At 65.6% G+C, this 15410-nt stretch carries 14 protein-coding genes; 12 read left to right on the top strand and 2 right to left on the bottom strand.

The window, feature by feature from the left end; genetic code table 11:
* The first annotated feature begins 99 nt into the window (after positions 1-99).
* The 3 genes from WG208_RS03060 to WG208_RS03050 all read left to right on the top strand — a co-directional run bounded on the left by WG208_RS03060 (position 100) and on the right by WG208_RS03050 (position 2476).
* Complete coding sequence (locus WG208_RS03060; protein ID WP_345786958.1) at positions 100-810, top strand: TIGR00730 family Rossman fold protein; 711 nt, start codon at positions 100-102, stop codon at positions 808-810.
* Positions 811-977: 167 nt separating this feature from the next.
* Entirely contained in the window at positions 978-1463 is a 486-nt protein-coding gene (locus WG208_RS03055; protein WP_337169845.1) for a GreA/GreB family elongation factor, read from the top strand.
* A gap of 20 nt (positions 1464-1483) precedes the next feature.
* Complete coding sequence (locus tag WG208_RS03050; RefSeq protein WP_337169844.1) at positions 1484-2476, top strand: zinc-dependent alcohol dehydrogenase family protein; 993 nt, start codon at positions 1484-1486, stop codon at positions 2474-2476.
* Between the two features lie 375 nt (positions 2477-2851).
* Here the strand turns inward: WG208_RS03050 and WG208_RS03045 are convergent, their stop codons facing one another.
* Positions 2852-4510, bottom strand: a complete 1659-nt coding sequence (locus WG208_RS03045) for a glycerol-3-phosphate dehydrogenase/oxidase (protein WP_337169843.1) — start codon at positions 4508-4510, stop codon at positions 2852-2854.
* Positions 4511-4657: 147 nt separating this feature from the next.
* On the opposite strand from WG208_RS03045, the gene fadI reads away from it, so the two are divergent.
* The 9 genes from fadI to WG208_RS03000 are packed head-to-tail and all read left to right on the top strand — an operon-like array spanning position 4658 to position 14409.
* Positions 4658-5953: an acetyl-CoA C-acyltransferase FadI gene (gene fadI, locus WG208_RS03040; RefSeq protein WP_337169842.1), complete on the top strand. Its 1296-nt coding sequence runs from the start codon at positions 4658-4660 to the stop codon at positions 5951-5953.
* Positions 5950-8169 carry a fatty acid oxidation complex subunit alpha FadJ gene (fadJ, locus tag WG208_RS03035; protein ID WP_337169841.1) on the top strand — a complete coding sequence of 740 codons (2220 nt, stop codon included), beginning with the start codon at positions 5950-5952 and terminating at the stop codon, positions 8167-8169. The genes fadI and fadJ overlap by 4 nt, the downstream gene beginning before the upstream one ends.
* A 7-nt stretch (positions 8170-8176) precedes the next feature.
* Positions 8177-8725: a DinB family protein gene (locus WG208_RS03030; protein WP_337169840.1), complete on the top strand. Its 549-nt coding sequence runs from the start codon at positions 8177-8179 to the stop codon at positions 8723-8725.
* Positions 8725-10413 carry a M14 family metallopeptidase gene (locus WG208_RS03025; RefSeq protein ID WP_337169839.1) on the top strand — a complete coding sequence of 563 codons (1689 nt, stop codon included), beginning with the start codon at positions 8725-8727 and terminating at the stop codon, positions 10411-10413. Before WG208_RS03030 ends, WG208_RS03025 begins: the two co-directional genes overlap by 1 nt.
* A 10-nt stretch (positions 10414-10423) precedes the next feature.
* The gene (locus tag WG208_RS03020) at positions 10424-11353 is read left to right on the top strand and encodes a proline dehydrogenase family protein (protein ID WP_337169838.1); all 930 of its coding nucleotides are present in this window, start codon (positions 10424-10426) and stop codon (positions 11351-11353) included.
* 7 nt (positions 11354-11360) lie between these two features.
* Complete coding sequence (locus tag WG208_RS03015; protein ID WP_337169837.1) at positions 11361-11714, top strand: hypothetical protein; 354 nt, start codon at positions 11361-11363, stop codon at positions 11712-11714.
* 56 nt (positions 11715-11770) lie between these two features.
* Entirely contained in the window at positions 11771-12685 is a 915-nt protein-coding gene (gene rsgA, locus WG208_RS03010) for a ribosome small subunit-dependent GTPase A (RefSeq protein ID WP_337169836.1), read from the top strand.
* A 27-nt stretch (positions 12686-12712) separates the two neighbouring features.
* Positions 12713-13234 carry a sigma factor-like helix-turn-helix DNA-binding protein gene (locus WG208_RS03005; protein ID WP_337169835.1) on the top strand — a complete coding sequence of 174 codons (522 nt, stop codon included), beginning with the start codon at positions 12713-12715 and terminating at the stop codon, positions 13232-13234.
* Positions 13231-14409: an anti-sigma factor gene (locus WG208_RS03000; protein ID WP_337169834.1), complete on the top strand. Its 1179-nt coding sequence runs from the start codon at positions 13231-13233 to the stop codon at positions 14407-14409. Before WG208_RS03005 ends, WG208_RS03000 begins: the two co-directional genes overlap by 4 nt.
* Positions 14410-14412: 3 nt before the next feature.
* Here the strand turns inward: WG208_RS03000 and WG208_RS02995 are convergent, their stop codons facing one another.
* A complete protein-coding gene (locus WG208_RS02995) occupies positions 14413-15372 on the bottom strand; it encodes a hypothetical protein (RefSeq protein ID WP_337169833.1) in 960 nt (319 codons plus the stop codon).
* Positions 15373-15410: the final 38 nt, after the last annotated feature.

Here is a 15410-nt window from a genome sequence, read left to right as displayed (position 1 = left end):
CGCGAGCCCGCGACGGGACGCACGCTGGTGTCCAGTGGAGCGCGGGCCGTGCGACGCATGGATCCGCGTCTGGTCGATCAGGCCATCCGCGATCGCCCGATGCTCACGGAAGACGAGAAGCTGCTGCAGGCCCCGACCAACGATGCGCCGTCGTTCACGGTCAGCGATCCGTGGCGTGTCATGCGCATCACGTCCGAATTCGTGGAAGGGTTCGATGCACTGGCCGACATCCAGAAGGGCGTCACGATTTTCGGATCGGCGCGTACCGGCCCCGATGATCCGCAATACCAGGCGGCACGGGAAACCGCCCGCATTCTCGCCGAGCATGGGTTCTCGGTCATCACCGGCGCGGGACCCGGCATCATGGAGGCCGCGAACAAAGGCGCGAAGGAAGGGAACGGACATTCGGTGGGATGCAACATCGAACTGCCTTTCGAACAGGGTGCCAATCCATATGTGGATACGCTGGTGAACTTCCGCTATTTCTTCGTGCGGAAGACGATGTTCATCAAGTACTCCAATGCGTTCATCATCTTTCCCGGTGGCTTCGGCACGCTCGACGAATTGTTCGAAGCGCTCACGCTCGTGCAGACCGGCAAGATCTTTCAGTTCCCGATCATTCTGTTCGGACGGCACTACTGGGCCGGACTGGTGCGGTGGATCAGTTCGCGCGTGGCAGCGGAAGGAAAGATTTCTCCCGGTGATCTCGATCTGCTCACGCTCACCGACGATCCCGCTGAAGCCGCGCAGGCGGTCATCGATGCGCACGCTGCGCAGACCGGCGAACGTGCGCCGCGCGTGGAGGCGTGAACACGGGAACCTTTGTGCGCGGTCGGGGTGTGGGCACCCTTCCGGATGGTTTCGCTCCGATGGCTTGAACTCCTGAGGAGAAGTGCCATATTGCCCCTCATAGGAAACGCGCCCGGCCGGGAACGGCCGGGCGCTCGCCTTTTTACCCGCCCGAGAGCTGAAAACGTATGTTTCAGGAACTCATCGCTCAGATGGCGCGTGAAGTGGAGAAGCTCACGCATGAGCTGAACGTCACGCTCCCCCATGAAATCCGGAAGGCCGTGGAGCTTGGCGACTTGAAGGAGAACAGCGAGTACAAGGCGGCGCTCGAACGACAGCAGTTCGTACAGGCGCGCCTTGGACAGCTGACCATGCGTGTCACCAAGCTGGCCAATATCGACGTGGCACTGATTCCCGCCGACAAGGTCGGCCTGGGATCGAAGGTGCTCGTCGAGGATGCGCAGACGCGTTCGCGCGAAACGTTCGAACTGGTGTTCGGCGATGCCGGCGAATTGCAGGACGGACACGTCACGATGGGATCGCCCATCGGTCGCGCCCTGCAGGGCAAGGGGGTCGGTGAAGAAGCCATCCTCAAGCTGCCTTCACGGATCCGCAGGCTGCAGATCGTGGAGTTGTACACCATTCACGATCGCACCGCCGACGACCTGCTTTGAGCGTGTCGGATCACGCCCGCATGGACGGGCGGATGCTTCGCGTGGAGTATGTCGAACGGGGGCCGGCGCTGCAGGATCTGCTGCATCTCGTCGAACGGCCAATGCCGACACCGGGTCCCGGTGAGGCGCTCGTGGCCATGCAGGCGGCTCCGATCAATCCGTCGGATCTGCTCACCATCACCGGACAATACGGCCTCCTGCCTGCGCTCCCTTCGGTCGCAGGCAACGAGGCCGTCGGTACGGTCATGATGGTCGCAGATGATGTGCGGCACATCCGTGCCGACGACCGTGTCGTGGTGCCTCCCGGTTTTGGTACCTGGACCACGCATCTGGTGGTGCCGGCGAATCTGCTCTGGACGGTCCCCGTCGACGCCGATCTGCTGCAACTCGCGATGGTGCGCGTGAATCCGCCCACGGCGGCGCTCATGCTGCGCGATTTTGTCGCGTTGCAGCGCGGCGACTGGGTGATTCAGAATGCGGCCAATGGCAGTGTGGGTGAATGCGTCGTGCAATTGGCCCGCCATCGTGGTATCCGCACGGTGAATATCGTGCGGCGCGACGATGCCGTGCTTTCACTGCAGCCGCTCGGGGCCGATGTCGTGCTGGTGGATGGTCCCGGTCTCGCCGCACGGGTCGCCGAGGCCACCGGTGGTGCGCCCATCCGTCTCGGGCTCGATGGGGTTGGAGGACGGGCCACCGAACGTCTCGCGTCCACACTCGCGGCAGGGGGGACGGTCGTGCACTACGGCGCATCGGGTGGCGAATCGAGTCGTCTGTCACCACGCTCGCTGATCTTCCGCGACATCACGCTGCGTGGTTTCTGGTTGGTCCACTGGTTCCGGCGCACCTCGTTCGAGGAGCAGCAGACATTGTACCGCGAGCTGACGACGCTGATTCAGCGTGGTGAGCTGCGGGTGCGTGTCCAGGCCACGTTCCCGCTGGCGCGTGTGCACGAGGCGGTGACGCTCGCTGCGCAGGATGGGCGGCAGGGCAAGGTGCTGCTCACACCGTAGGGCTGCGGCTGTTGCTTGGCTTCGGCGGGTTTTGACGAGGCGGCGAGTGTTTTGGGGCGCCCTGCGGGCGCGATACCAGCAGGATGCACTGCGGATAAAAGCAGGATAGTCCTCCGCATGAAGCCGGCGATGTCGCGTGACGGATAGGTGGATTTTTTGAATTGAACTGCGGAAAAAACAGCGAGCTCAACGGCACGCCCGTTGTTCCATTTCAAAAACACTCCCGCGACACTCTCATCGCATACACTGGATCGATCCTGCTTTTATCCGCAGTGCATCCTGCTGGTATCGCGCCCGCAGGGCGCCCCCCAACACTCGCCGCCTCGTCAAAACCCCCCGAAGCCGAAGCCAAAGCCGCGCACGCTCGCGCCCCGGTCACGACATCTCGTCGATCGTGAACAGGCGGGTGATGTCGGCATCGTACGCCGCCAGCTGACGATCGAGTTCCGCATCGCTCCAGCCGAGCAGCGTTTGCATGATGGGCGCGATCCGGCGCGCTGCGGTGTGACCATGATTGCGCGTCTCGAACGCCAGATGTGTCCGCCGCACGAGCACGTCGGCAAAGGTGCACGCCCACTCCCGCTCGATGGCGTGTGCCACTTCGGCCGCCAGATAAGGCAGGTCGTCGGAAATCCGGTTGCCCAGCGCCGGCGTACGCTGCACGTAACTCCACACGTTGCGCCACCGGCTGCCATACGCCTGCGCCAGACGTTCACCGACCGCCACGTCGCGCACCGTGCCGCTGGCTTCGGCGGCCACCGCCTCACGTGAGGTGATGTCACCACCGGGCAGGGGCGTGGTGCGACTGCGCTGCTCCATCTCGAGGTGCGCTCCCGCGTGCGACTCGCCCAGTGCCTGCCGGGCATGTCGGAGGATATCCGCCGCCATCGCGCGATAGGTGGTGAGTTTGCCGCCGGTGACACTGAGTTGTCCGTCCGACCGCGTGGTGATGGCATGTTCCCGCGAGGCGGCGTTGGCATTGTGTTCGCCGGCGCGGGCGAGCGCGAGCGGACGGATGCCGCACCACGCGCTGATCACATCGTCGAGTGAAAGCTGGGCGAAGGGGAAGACGCGGTTGATCGATTGCAGGAGATACGTGACATCGGCCACCGTGGCGCGGATCGTGTCGGGCCCGCGACGGGCCGGCTGTTCCGTGGTTCCGATGATCGCGTGGGCGCCCGCTGGCAGCACGAACATCACGCGACCATCGAGTGGCGAGACGATCGTGAGCGCATCGCGGTTGCCGATGCGCTGACGCGGCACCGCCACGTGCGCACCGGCCGACCCGAACACCTGGGCCCCCTGTGCCGTGCCCGTCAACGCGGACGTGGCATCGCTCCATGGACCGGTGGCATTGATGACCACCCGCGCGCGCACGTCGAAGCGGGCCTCCGTCAGGGCGTCTTCGGCCGTGACACCCACGAGACGGCTTCCTTCGTGAAGACCGGCCACCACGCCGCAATGATTGAGCACCACGGCGCCGGCGTCCGCCGCACCCTGGGCATTGGCCAGCGTGAGCCTGGAGTCGTCGGTGGCGGCGTCCCAGTACCGCGCACCCCCCACCAGCGCTTGGCGATCCAGCGCCGGTTCGTACGACAGTACGCCCTGCGTATCGAGTCCCTCGTGGCGATGCACGTTGCGGAAGAGCGCCAGGGCATCGTAGAGCAGCAGACCGGCGCGCACCTTCCAGCGCGGCACGCGGGCACCACGGTACACCGGCCAGGTGAACGCCAGCGGGCGCACCAGATGCGGCGCGAGTGACAGAAGCAGCCGGCGCTCCCGGCTGGATTCGAACACCAGCCCCAGGTGTCCGTGCTCCAGATAGCGCACGCCGCCGTGCACCAGGCGCGAGGAGCGCGAGGATGTGCCGGCGGCGAAGTCGTCCCGTTCGAGCAGGGCCGTGCGATAACCGGCCAGGGCGGCCTCCCGGGCCACACCGGCACCGGTGATACCGCCCCCGATGATGAGAATGTCGAAGGGCTCGCTGGCGAGAGCGGCCATGGCGGCTTCGCGCCACCCCGGAACAGGCTCCATGACAGGCTCCACGACTGGTTCCATGCGCGCACATTGCGCCCGGGGAGAGACCTTGGCCAGCCCCGGCGTCGTTCCCGTCGCCCGCGGCCGTGATGTCCGTCTCCCGGGCGGCGCGCAACTCCGCCCCGCGAACGTTAGCTTCCACGGATGGCCACTCCTGGAAACGGCCGGCGCGTTGCGATTGTCGCCGGTGTGCGCACACCATTTGCCCGCTCCGGCACCCTGCTCAAGGACTACTCGGCCATCGAGCTCGGGCGTCTGGCCGTGGCCGAACTGGTGCAGCGGACCGCGCTGGACGGGGCCCTCACTGATCTGCTGGTGTTCGGCACCGTGATTCCGTCGGTGACCGCGCCCAACATTGCCCGCGAAGTGGCGCTGCTGCCGCACTTCCCCAAAACACTCCAGGCGTGGACCGTGGGGCGGGCCTGTGCATCGGCCAACCAGGCCATCACCGACGCGGCGGACCAGATCGTGCTCGGGCATGCCGACATCGCCATCGCGGGTGGCAGCGAATCGTTGTCCCAGGTGCCCATCCTGCACTCGCGCGGCATGAGCGATGTGCTGGTGGCCGCGTCCAAGGCCCGCAGTCTGTCGCAGCGGGTGTCGATTCTGACCCGGCTGCGCCCGCGCGATCTGGTGCCCATCACACCGGCCATCGCCGAACCGAGCACCGGCGAGACGATGGGGCAGAGCGCCGACAAGATGGCCAAGATCAACGGGATTGCCCGCGAAGCGCAGGACCGGTTCGCGCTGCGTTCGCACCAGTTGGCTGCCAACGGACTCGATGACGGACGTCTGACTGCGGAAATCGTGCCGGTGATGGTGCCGCCCCGGTTCGACAGCATGCTGGCCACCGACAACGGCGTGCGGCGCGATACGTCGTACGAGCAGCTGGCGGCGCTGGCTCCGGTGTTCGATCGGCAATACGGGACCGTGACCGCGGGCAACGCCTCGCCGCTCACCGACGGGGGCGCGGCCGTGCTGCTCATGAGTGAGGAACGCGCGGCGGCGCTGGGGTACACGCCGCTGGCATTCATCCGCTCGTATGCCTACGCCGCGGTGGATCCCGGTGAACAACTGCTGCAGGCGCCCGTGATCGCCGCGCCGATGGCCCTGCGGCGGGCCGGACTCACCCTCGCGGATATCGACCTCGTCGAGATGCACGAAGCCTTCGCGGCGCAGGTGCTGAGCAACCTGCAGGGATTCACGTCGAAAGCGTGGGCCGAACGGGCGGGCTTCAGTGCACCGGTGGGAGAAGTCGATCCCGACCGTCTCAACGTGATGGGCGGATCCATCGCCATCGGACATCCGTTCGGGGCGACCGGCGCGCGCATTCTCACCACCCTGTGCAACGAATTGCAGCGACGCGACGCGCAGTTCGGCATGCTCACCGTCTGCGCCGCGGGCGGTCTCGGACATGCCATGGTGGTGGAGCGCCCATGAGCACGGCCAAGAATACGGACCAGAGTCCGGGTACGGGGATCGACGTGACCACGTTGCCCGGTCCGCTGCTGCTCGAGGACAGCGTCACGGGACTGTCGTTGCGGGTACACGAAGGCATCGCGCTCGTGGCGTACGATCAGCCGGCATCGCCGGTGAACACGCTCAACACGCGGATCGCGCCCACGTTCGAGCAGATCTTCACGCGCATCGATCAGGACGCCTCGATCGTCGGCGCGGTGCTGGTGAGTGGAAAGACCGACAACTGGATCGCCGGCGCCGACATCGACGAACTGCAGCGGGTCACGTCGGCGGCCGATGGCGAGCGTCTGTCGCGCAGCGGGCAGTTGCTGCTGGATCGACTCGCCGGGATGTCCAAGCCGGTGGTGGCCGCGCTGCACGGTGCGACGCTGGGCGGCGGTCTCGAGGTGGCGCTGGCCTGCCGGCACCGCATCGCCACCGAGCATCCCAGAACGGTTCTGGCGTTTCCCGAAGTACAACTGGGACTCATTCCCGGCGCCGGCGGCACGCAGCGACTGCCCCGCACCGTGGGGCTGCAGGTGGCACTCGATCTCATTCTCACGGGCAAGAACGTACGGGCCCGCAAAGCCTGGCAGATCGGACTCGTGCATGAACTGGTGCATCCGGCCATCCTGCTCGACGTGGCCATGCGACGTGCGCGACAGCTGGCACACGGCGATCGTTCGGCGGTGCGTGAACGGCATCACGGCATCGCGGAGTCGTTGCTCGAGGAAAACGCCGTGGGACGGGCGATCGTGTTCCGCAAGGCGCGCGAGAGTGTCATGAAGAAGACACGTGGCCACTATCCCGCGCCGCTGGCCGCGCTTGATGTCATCGAAAAGGGGTATCAGGACACGTTCGCCGCGGGATTGCTCGAGGAAGCCCGGCGTTTCGGCCAACTCGCGGTTTCGCCCGAATGCCGGCAGCTGGTCTATCTGTTCTTCGCCACCACGGCGCTCAAGAAAGACACCGGACTGCCGCCGGGAACCCCGGCAATCCCACGCCCCGTGCACAAACTCGGCGTGCTCGGCGCAGGATTCATGGGTGCGGGGATCGCCTCGGTGGCGGTGCAGGCCGGCACGCTGGTCCGACTCAAGGATGGCTCGCTGGAACGACTCGCGGCCGGTGTGCGGGCCGTGCGGGATGTCGTGCGCGAACGTCTCAAGAAGCGGCAGATCACGCGGACACAGTTCGACGACACCATGTCGCTGGTGGGCGGCACGCTCAGCTATCAGGGATTTGCGAACACCGATCTCGTGATCGAGGCGGTGTTCGAGGACATCGACGTGAAGCACCAGGTGCTGCGCGAAAGTGAACAGGCCGCGCCATCGGCCATCTTCGCGTCGAACACGAGCACCATTCCCATTCACGAGATCGCGCGGGTGGCCAGCCATCCCGAGCGGGTGCTGGGCATGCACTTCTTCTCGCCGGTGCATCGCATGCCGCTGCTCGAAGTCATCGTGACCCCACAAACCGGCGCGGAAGCCACGGCCACCGCGGTGGCGTACGGCAAGCAGATCGGCAAGACCGTGATCGTGGTGCAGGATGGTGCGGGGTTCTATGTGAACCGCATTCTGGCACCGTACCTGAACGAATGCGGACGCATGGTCGACGAAGGCGCGTCGATCGAAGCGGTGGACAAGGCGCTCGTGGAATTCGGATTCCCGGTGGGACCGTTCACGCTGCTCGATGAAGTCGGACTCGATATTGCCGGCAAATCGGGACCGATCATGGAGGCCGCGTTCGGGCCGCGCATGCAGCCGTCGGCCACGTTGCGCGCGGTCATCGCCAGTGGCCGTCTGGGACGCAAAGCCCGCAAGGGATTCTACCGGTACGACAGCGACGGCAAGCGGCAGGGTGTCGACGAGACGATCTACGCCCTCACTCCCGCCGGGCCCCGTCGCCGCACGCTGACCACGGAAGAGATGCAGCAGCGCGCCGTGTTGCCGCTGCTCAACGAAGCCGTGCGTTGCCTGGACGAAGGGATCATCCGATCGCCGCGCGATGGGGATATCGGCGCGGTGTTCGGTATCGGATTCCCCCCGTTTCGTGGAGGGCCGTTCCGTATGCTCGACACGCTCGGACTCGCCGAAGTCGTCACGCAGCTCGATGCCCTGCAGGGCCGGTTCCCCGGGCGGTTCGAAGTCGCCAAGTTGTTGCGCGCCCGTGCCGATCGGCAGCACCCCTTTCACCCGTGAGATGCGGATGACGTCTTCCGAAGCACTGCACCCCCGAACGGTCGAAGTGGTCACCGCGCTCGAAGCGGCCCAGCAGGACATGCACGACATCCTGGCCGCGATTCCGGCCGCGCACCACACCACCGTTCCTCCCAACGGAGGCTGGTCGGTGGCGCAGGTCGTGGAACATCTCGCCTTGCTCGAAGATGGTGTCGGCCGCCTCATCTCGAAGATGATCAAGGAGGTCGAAGGTGTCGACGAAACATCGACCGAACCGATTGCACCGACCATCGAGCGCTTCCAGGTGTGGAATCCCACCCGTCGCATCATCGCCCCGGAGAGCGTGGCGCCCGGAGGCGACGTGTCGCTTGCGGACGCCCTCGATCGGCAATCGATTGCCCGCGGCCGCATGATCGAGGCGCTGGTGCGTGCCTCCGGCCGTGCGCTGGGCACCGTCTCCGCCCCACACCCGGTTCTGGGCCCGCTAAACGGGTACCAGTGGGGACTCATCATCGCACAACACCAGCGCCGTCATCTGCTCCAGATCGCGACCGTTTCCTCCAGCCTGTCGTCCTGATGTCCGCGATGGAACCCACCTTCCGCCGCACCCGCCTGCCCGCGGGCCTCCTGAGCCTTGGCCTGCTCGGTGCCTCCCTCGCGGGGACCTCGATCCTCGAAGCGCAGGACAACACCACGCGCGGTCCGCGCACCCGCGCCGAACGCACGAACTATCTCGAAACGTCCACCCACGAGGAGGTGGTCCGTTTCGTCGATTCGCTGCGCACGATGGGCGCGCCGATCACGGTGACGGAGCTCGCCAAGTCGCCGAACGGACGGATACTGCCGCTGGTGATCGCCTCGCGCCCGAAGGTGTCGACTCCCGCCGAAGCGCGTCGTCTCAACCGGCCGATCGTCTACGTGCAGGCCAACATCCATGCCGGCGAAGTGGAAGGGAAGGAAGCCATGCTCGCGTTGCTGCGGGAATGGTCGTTCGGCAAGACGCCGAACGTGCTCGATTCCCTCGTGGTGATCGTGGTGCCCATCTACAATGCCGATGGCAACGAGAAGTTCGCCGATCAGGCACGCAATCGCGGTGCGCAGAACGGCCCCGCGATGATCGGTGAGCGTCCGAACGGCATGGGGCTCGACCTCAATCGTGACTATGTGAAAGCCGAGGCGCCCGAGACGAAAGGGGCGCTGACGGCGTTCAATGCGTGGGATCCCGATGTGTTCATGGATCTCCACACCACCAACGGCAGCTATCACGGCTACGCGCTCACGTATTCGCCTTCGCTGCACCCGGCGGCGCCGTTGGCACCGTTCACCGCCGACACGCTGTTGCCGGAGATCCGCAAACGGATGAAGGCGCGGCATGGTTTCGAGGTGTTCCCCTATGGAAACTTCTCCTCGGGTGACGGCCGCGAATCGATCACCGCCGCGGAGAAGTCGGGGTGGTGGACCTACGAGCACAAACAGCGCTACGGCACCAACTACTACGGTCTGCGCGGTCGCATCAGCATTCTGAGCGAAGCCTATTCGCACGATCCGTTCGAACGGCGGGTGGCCAGCACGCGCGCGTTCGTGCAGGAGATTCTGTCGTACGTCGCCGAACGTCGTCCGGCGATACTTGCCCGTGTGAAGACGGGCGTGGCGGCGAGCACGTATGCCGCTTCCTCGAAGGCCGCGCGCACGGGGGTGCCGGTGCGTTCACGTTTCTCGACGAAGCCCGATACACAATCCGTGCTGGTGGAGCGTCTCGAACGTATCGCCGATTCCACGCAGCGCACGCAGCCCGGTGTGCCGCTGGGTGTTCGCCGCACGGGAGAGATCACGGCCCAGCGCATGCCCGTGGTCGACCGCTTCGAAGCGGCGCTCACCCGAACACCCGCTGTCGGCGGTTACACCTTCGACGCGAGCTGGACGGCGGTGGCGGATCTGCTGCGTCTGCACGGCGTCACCGTCACCACACTGAATGCGCCACGACAGGTCAGCGTGGAAGTGTTCCAGGTCGATTCGGTGATCAAGTCGGGCCGGCCGTTCCAGGGACATCAGGAGGTCTCGCTGAACGGCAACTGGCGCACGGAGACGCGGACGCTGCCGGCCGGAACGTTCGTCGTGCGTACGGGAACGCCCCGCGATCTGCTCGCGATGTTGCTGCTCGAACCGGAGAGCGACGATGGCCTGGTGACCTGGAATCACTTCGATTCGGGGCTGGCCAAGGGGAAGGATGCTCCCGTGGCGCGCCTGAAAACCCTCCTTCGCTGATCCGCCCCACATGCTTCGCACCGGATTGCTGTACCTCTCGCGCCAACAGCGCATTTTCAATCTCATCAAGAATGTCGGCTTCGCACGCAAGATGGCATCGCGTTTCGTGGCCGGAGAAACCATCGCCACCGCCCTCGAGGCGGTGGCGCAGCTCAATGCCAGGGGGATCACCGCGTCGCTCGATCTCCTTGGCGAGAGCGTGCACAGTGAAGCGGAGGCCCGCGCCACCGGCCGTCAGTATCTGGAACTGCTCGATCGCATCGCCGACCGGAAGTTGCAGGCCAACGTGTCGGTGAAGCTCACCGCGCTCGGTCAGGACATCTCCGACGAACTGGGCGTGGAGGTGGTGCGCGAGGTGCTCACGCGGGCGAAGCAGTACGACAGCTTCGTGCGTCTGGACATGGAATCGAGCGCGTACACCGACCGTACGCTCGACACGTTCGAGCAGCGACTCTATCCCGATTTCCCCGATACGGTGGGGATCGTGCTGCAGAGTGCCCTGCGTCGCACGCTGACCGATGTCGACCGGGCCAACGCCCTGCAGTGCCGGGTGCGCATCTGCAAGGGTGCCTATCTCGAACCGCCCGACGTGGCCTTCCCGGACAAGGCCGATGTCGATCGCCAATACGTGGAGGCGATGCATCGGCTGATGGAACATGGTCGCTATCCGGGTATCGCGACGCACGATGAGAAGATCATCGCCGAAGCCAAGCGGTTCGCGAAGGAGCGGAACATCGCGCCGGAGCGGTTCGAGTTCCAGATGCTCTATGGAGTCCGCCGTGATCTGCAGGACCAGGTCGTGCGGGAAGGGTTCCGCATGCGTGTCTATGTGCCGTTCGGCAGCCAGTGGTATCCGTATCTGATGCGCCGTCTGGCGGAACGTCCCGCGAACATCGCCTTCATGGCCGGGAATATCGTGAAAGAGAGCTTCCGTCGCTGAGGAACGAGTGAGCACTCATCACGGGCATCATCTGCCGCCCGATCATGATGCCGGCGACGAGCGGACGCTCGGCGGCTACATGGCGGTCCACAAACGGCCTGCGGCGTTCGAGGGTGTGGATGGCCACGCCTACTCGGCCGACATTCTCACCGATACCACGGGCGATCGGACCGCGCCGTGGGGCGCATATCTGTTCTTCGTGCGCTGGGGACATGGAGAGCCTGAAGTGCAGGGACATCTCGAAACCGGTTTCATCGTCACGGGCACGAGTGAGGCCGTGGTGCGTCATCAACTCGGCGCCATGCCATTGGCGTCGGTGAAAGCCACACTGGATGCCCTCATTCGTGGACGGCAGACGTGAGTGAGGAGACACCAGAGTCGAGTGAAGGACGGAAGGAACCGGAAGCCCGCGCCGACGTGTCCGCGACGTCCGGCGTGGTGGTGCAGGGAACGGGAGGCGTGTGGGAGGTCTTCACCGAACAGGGGGAGACACTGCTGGCGTCTCTGCGTGGGCGTCTCAAGCACGAAGCGCATGGGGCCCTCAAGCTCGCCGTGGGTGACCGGGTCACCTTGAAGCAGGACGCGCAGCACGCGGACACGTGGGCCATCACGGGCATTCATCCGCGGGTCAGCAAGCTGGCGCGGCGTACGCCGGGAGGCCGCTATGGTGAACGCATCGTGGTGGCGAATCTCGACCAGGTGCTGATCGTCTTCGCCGCGGCCCGTCCCGAACCACACCCGCGCATGCTCGATCGGTTCCTCGTCATCGCCGAAGCGAACGATCTGGCCGCGCGCATCGTCCTCAACAAGATCGATCTCGTGTCACCGGATGTCTCGGAGGGGTTGTTCGCCGAGCATGCGGCCGCCGGGTATCCCATTCATCGGGTGAGTGTGCGCACGGGGGAAGGGCTGGATGCCCTGCGTGACGAGGTGGAGCATCGCAGCTCCGCGTTGTCGGGGCCGTCGGGTGTGGGGAAATCATCGCTCATGAATGCGCTGTTTCCCGGTCTCGATCTGCGCACAGGCGCGGTCAGTGACAGCATGAACAAGGGTCGGCACACCACCGTGGGCGCGATGCTGCATCCGCTGCCGCATGGCGGGTTCATCGCCGACACGCCGGGGCTTCGGGAAGTGGGGCTCTGGGGAATCGATGCCCGGGATGTGGCGGGGTGTTTTCCGGAGTTCCGTCCCCTGCTGGACGAATGCCGGTTTGCCGACTGCACGCACATCGTCGAGCCGGGATGTGCGATCCGCGAAGCGGTGGAAGTCGGGGACATTCCGGCGGGGCGTTACGAGAGCTACGTGAAGCTGCGGGACGAGCTGGCGGCCTGATCGCGTGGAAGGCGATAGTTTTCCGCTGTGACTTCAGACACGACCTCCAACTCCGCTCCGCCACCGTCGCCGGATCCCGAATCGGACGAAGCGTACGTGCAGGCGATGGCGCAGGGCCTCGAACCGGCTCTGCAACATCTCTATGCACGGCATGCGGCGGTGGTGTATGGACTCGCGCTGCGTATCACGGGGGATTCCACCCTGGCCGCGGACGCCACGGTGGGGACCTTTGCACAGGCCTGGAGCAGCGCCGCACGGTATCGTGGTGTGCGCGGCACTGTGCTGGGATGGCTCACCACCATGGCGCGTATCCGCGCACTCGAGCTCCGGCGCACTGTGGGCGGGCCGGAACACGATGTGCTGGCGGGTGGGACTTCGCCGCTCGTGGTGGCGCTGCCGGAGGAGACGCAGCAGGTGCTCTCGCTGCTCTATTTCGGCGGTCTCACGCAACAGGAGGTTGCCGATCGTCTGCAGGTGCCGCTCGAGACCGTGCGCCGGCATGTGGAGAGCGGCATGCGCGCGCTGCGCGTGAAGCGGGAGGTGACATGAACGACTTCCCGTCTCTCGACGCGTTGCGTGCGGCGATGCCGGCCTATGTGCTCGGGGCATTGTCTCCGGAAGAACGGGTCGTGTACGAGCGCGCGCTGCGGTTGCCGGAAAACTCCGCCGTGCTGCGCGGCGAGTTTGACGCCTGCCAGGCGACGATGAACGTGCTGGCGAGTGCACAACCGGTGGAGCCTCCGGCGGGATTGCTGGAGCGCGTGTACGAACGGATTCGCGCGGAGACGCCGGACGTGCACGCCGCATCGGCATCTCTCGACGCCTCCGCACCCACGCTCGATCGCCGATCGGGCGAGGATCGCCGGAATGACGAGCGTCGAAACGACGATCGTCGACACGATGAGCGCCGGGAAGAAGATCGTGCTGGTGATCATCAGGAACGACGCCAGATGGATCGTCGCGCGGACGATCGCCGGCAGCAGGAGCGTCGACAGGAAGAACGTCGACATGATGAGCGCCGTCAGGACGAGCGCCGTCATGAAGAACGTCGCGCCCACGACGAAGTGGCCGCATCACGTCCTGTCGATCGCACTCCCGCGGCTCGCCCGGCACTGACCAGCCGCGCCACGCGCGCGATCACCCCACCACCGATGGCCGCGGTGGAACCACGCTCCGGATTGGTGCAGTTGGCGGGATGGTGGACGGCAGCGGTGTTGTTCGTGGCGCTGGTGAGCGTCGGATATTATGCCGCCTCATTGCGACGCGATCACGCCGAGATCGAGGGACGTCTGCGCGAGAGCCGCGTGCTGTTGTCGCGCAGCGACGCGCGACTGGCCGAGCGGGAGCGCCTCATGACTACGCTGCTGGGAGGGCGCGCGTCGGTGCTGCTCGTCAATCTGCGCAGTGAGACGCCGGAGGGTCCCGCGGCGCAGTTGTTCTGGAACACCAGGGAAGGACGGAGCATTCTGAACGTGTTCGGTATGCCCGTGTTGCCGGCCGATCGTCGTTATCAACTCTGGATGATCCGCGACGGTGTGCCCACGCCACTGGTGGACGTCACACCCAACGATGGCGGTGCGGTGCTCGTGCCGGGCATCGAGATGCCTTCGTCGCCCACCGGTGTCACGCAACTGTTCATCACGAACGAAGCGCGCCAGGGGACACCTGCTGCCCCCAGCGCGCCTCATGTCGTCAATGGTGTGATCCCGATACGGCAGCCGTAACGGTTACTTCCAACTCTTCACGTCGCCCCAGTCGCTCCAGCGGAGCGCATTGCCGCGGAAGAGCGGTGTGAGTTTCCTGATGTTCGCGGCACGGGCCGTGAGCGCGGCCTGTTCTTCCTCGGTGAAGACGCCCTCCTTGCCCACTTTGATGCCCGGCGTCTCCTGCAGCATGGCCCAGAGCGCGATACGCTCCCGGAGACGTCCGAACTGCACGGTGGTCAGCTCGGCCTTCACGGAGGCCGGTGGATCGAACGATCCGGCATCGGCATCGTGGTCGCCCGACATGCCATTCGTGGCGAGATCCGCTTCGATGAGCACCGGAGGGGTGAAGTCGAACGCGCAGGAGGCACCCACACTCAGCGCGGCCTGCCGCATCTGGATCGTCTGCAGTGTGTCCTGAACGAAGCGCATGGTGCGCATGTCCTGTTTGGAGGCCGCCTCATTGAGACGCTTCGTCAGCGGTATCTGCTGAGCCTGCAGTCGCTCCAGCGCTGCCTTGTTCTTCTCCATGGCGGCGACGATGGCCATGGGATCGGCCCCCTGGCGGGTCTGTTTCTCCAGGCAGGCCCTGTTGGTACTGTCCTTCACCGCCCACTCACGACGGATTTTTTTCGCTGCCTGACGCTTCTCCGCGTCCTCGACCCGAGGGGTGAGCGCCGCAAGCACGAGATCGATGCGATCGCCTGACAGGACGTAACTCACGGTGGTCCTGGCCGCGGTCGCGCCGCTGGCCTCGCCGGCACTGGACGTCGCATCGGAACCCGAGGTCCCCGAAGCTGCATCCTTCTTCCCGGTCACCTTCTCCTCGGCGGCTTTTTTCGCCGCCTCGGCGCCCATCTTCTTCAGTCTGCCCAACTGTGCATGCGCCGGCACGGCTGTGGCCATCGACAGCAGCATCGCCAATGGCATCGCGAACGGGATCGCGGCCAGCGTCGGCGCGCAGGTGATACGGAAGCGTCGCATGCGTCTTCTCCAGGGGTGTGAACAACATGCCAAATCAA

Source organism: Gemmatimonas aurantiaca (assembly GCF_037190085.1).
GTDB classification, from domain to species: domain Bacteria; phylum Gemmatimonadota; class Gemmatimonadetes; order Gemmatimonadales; family Gemmatimonadaceae; genus Gemmatimonas; species Gemmatimonas aurantiaca_A.
This window is presented reverse-complemented; position numbering and strand designations above follow the sequence as displayed.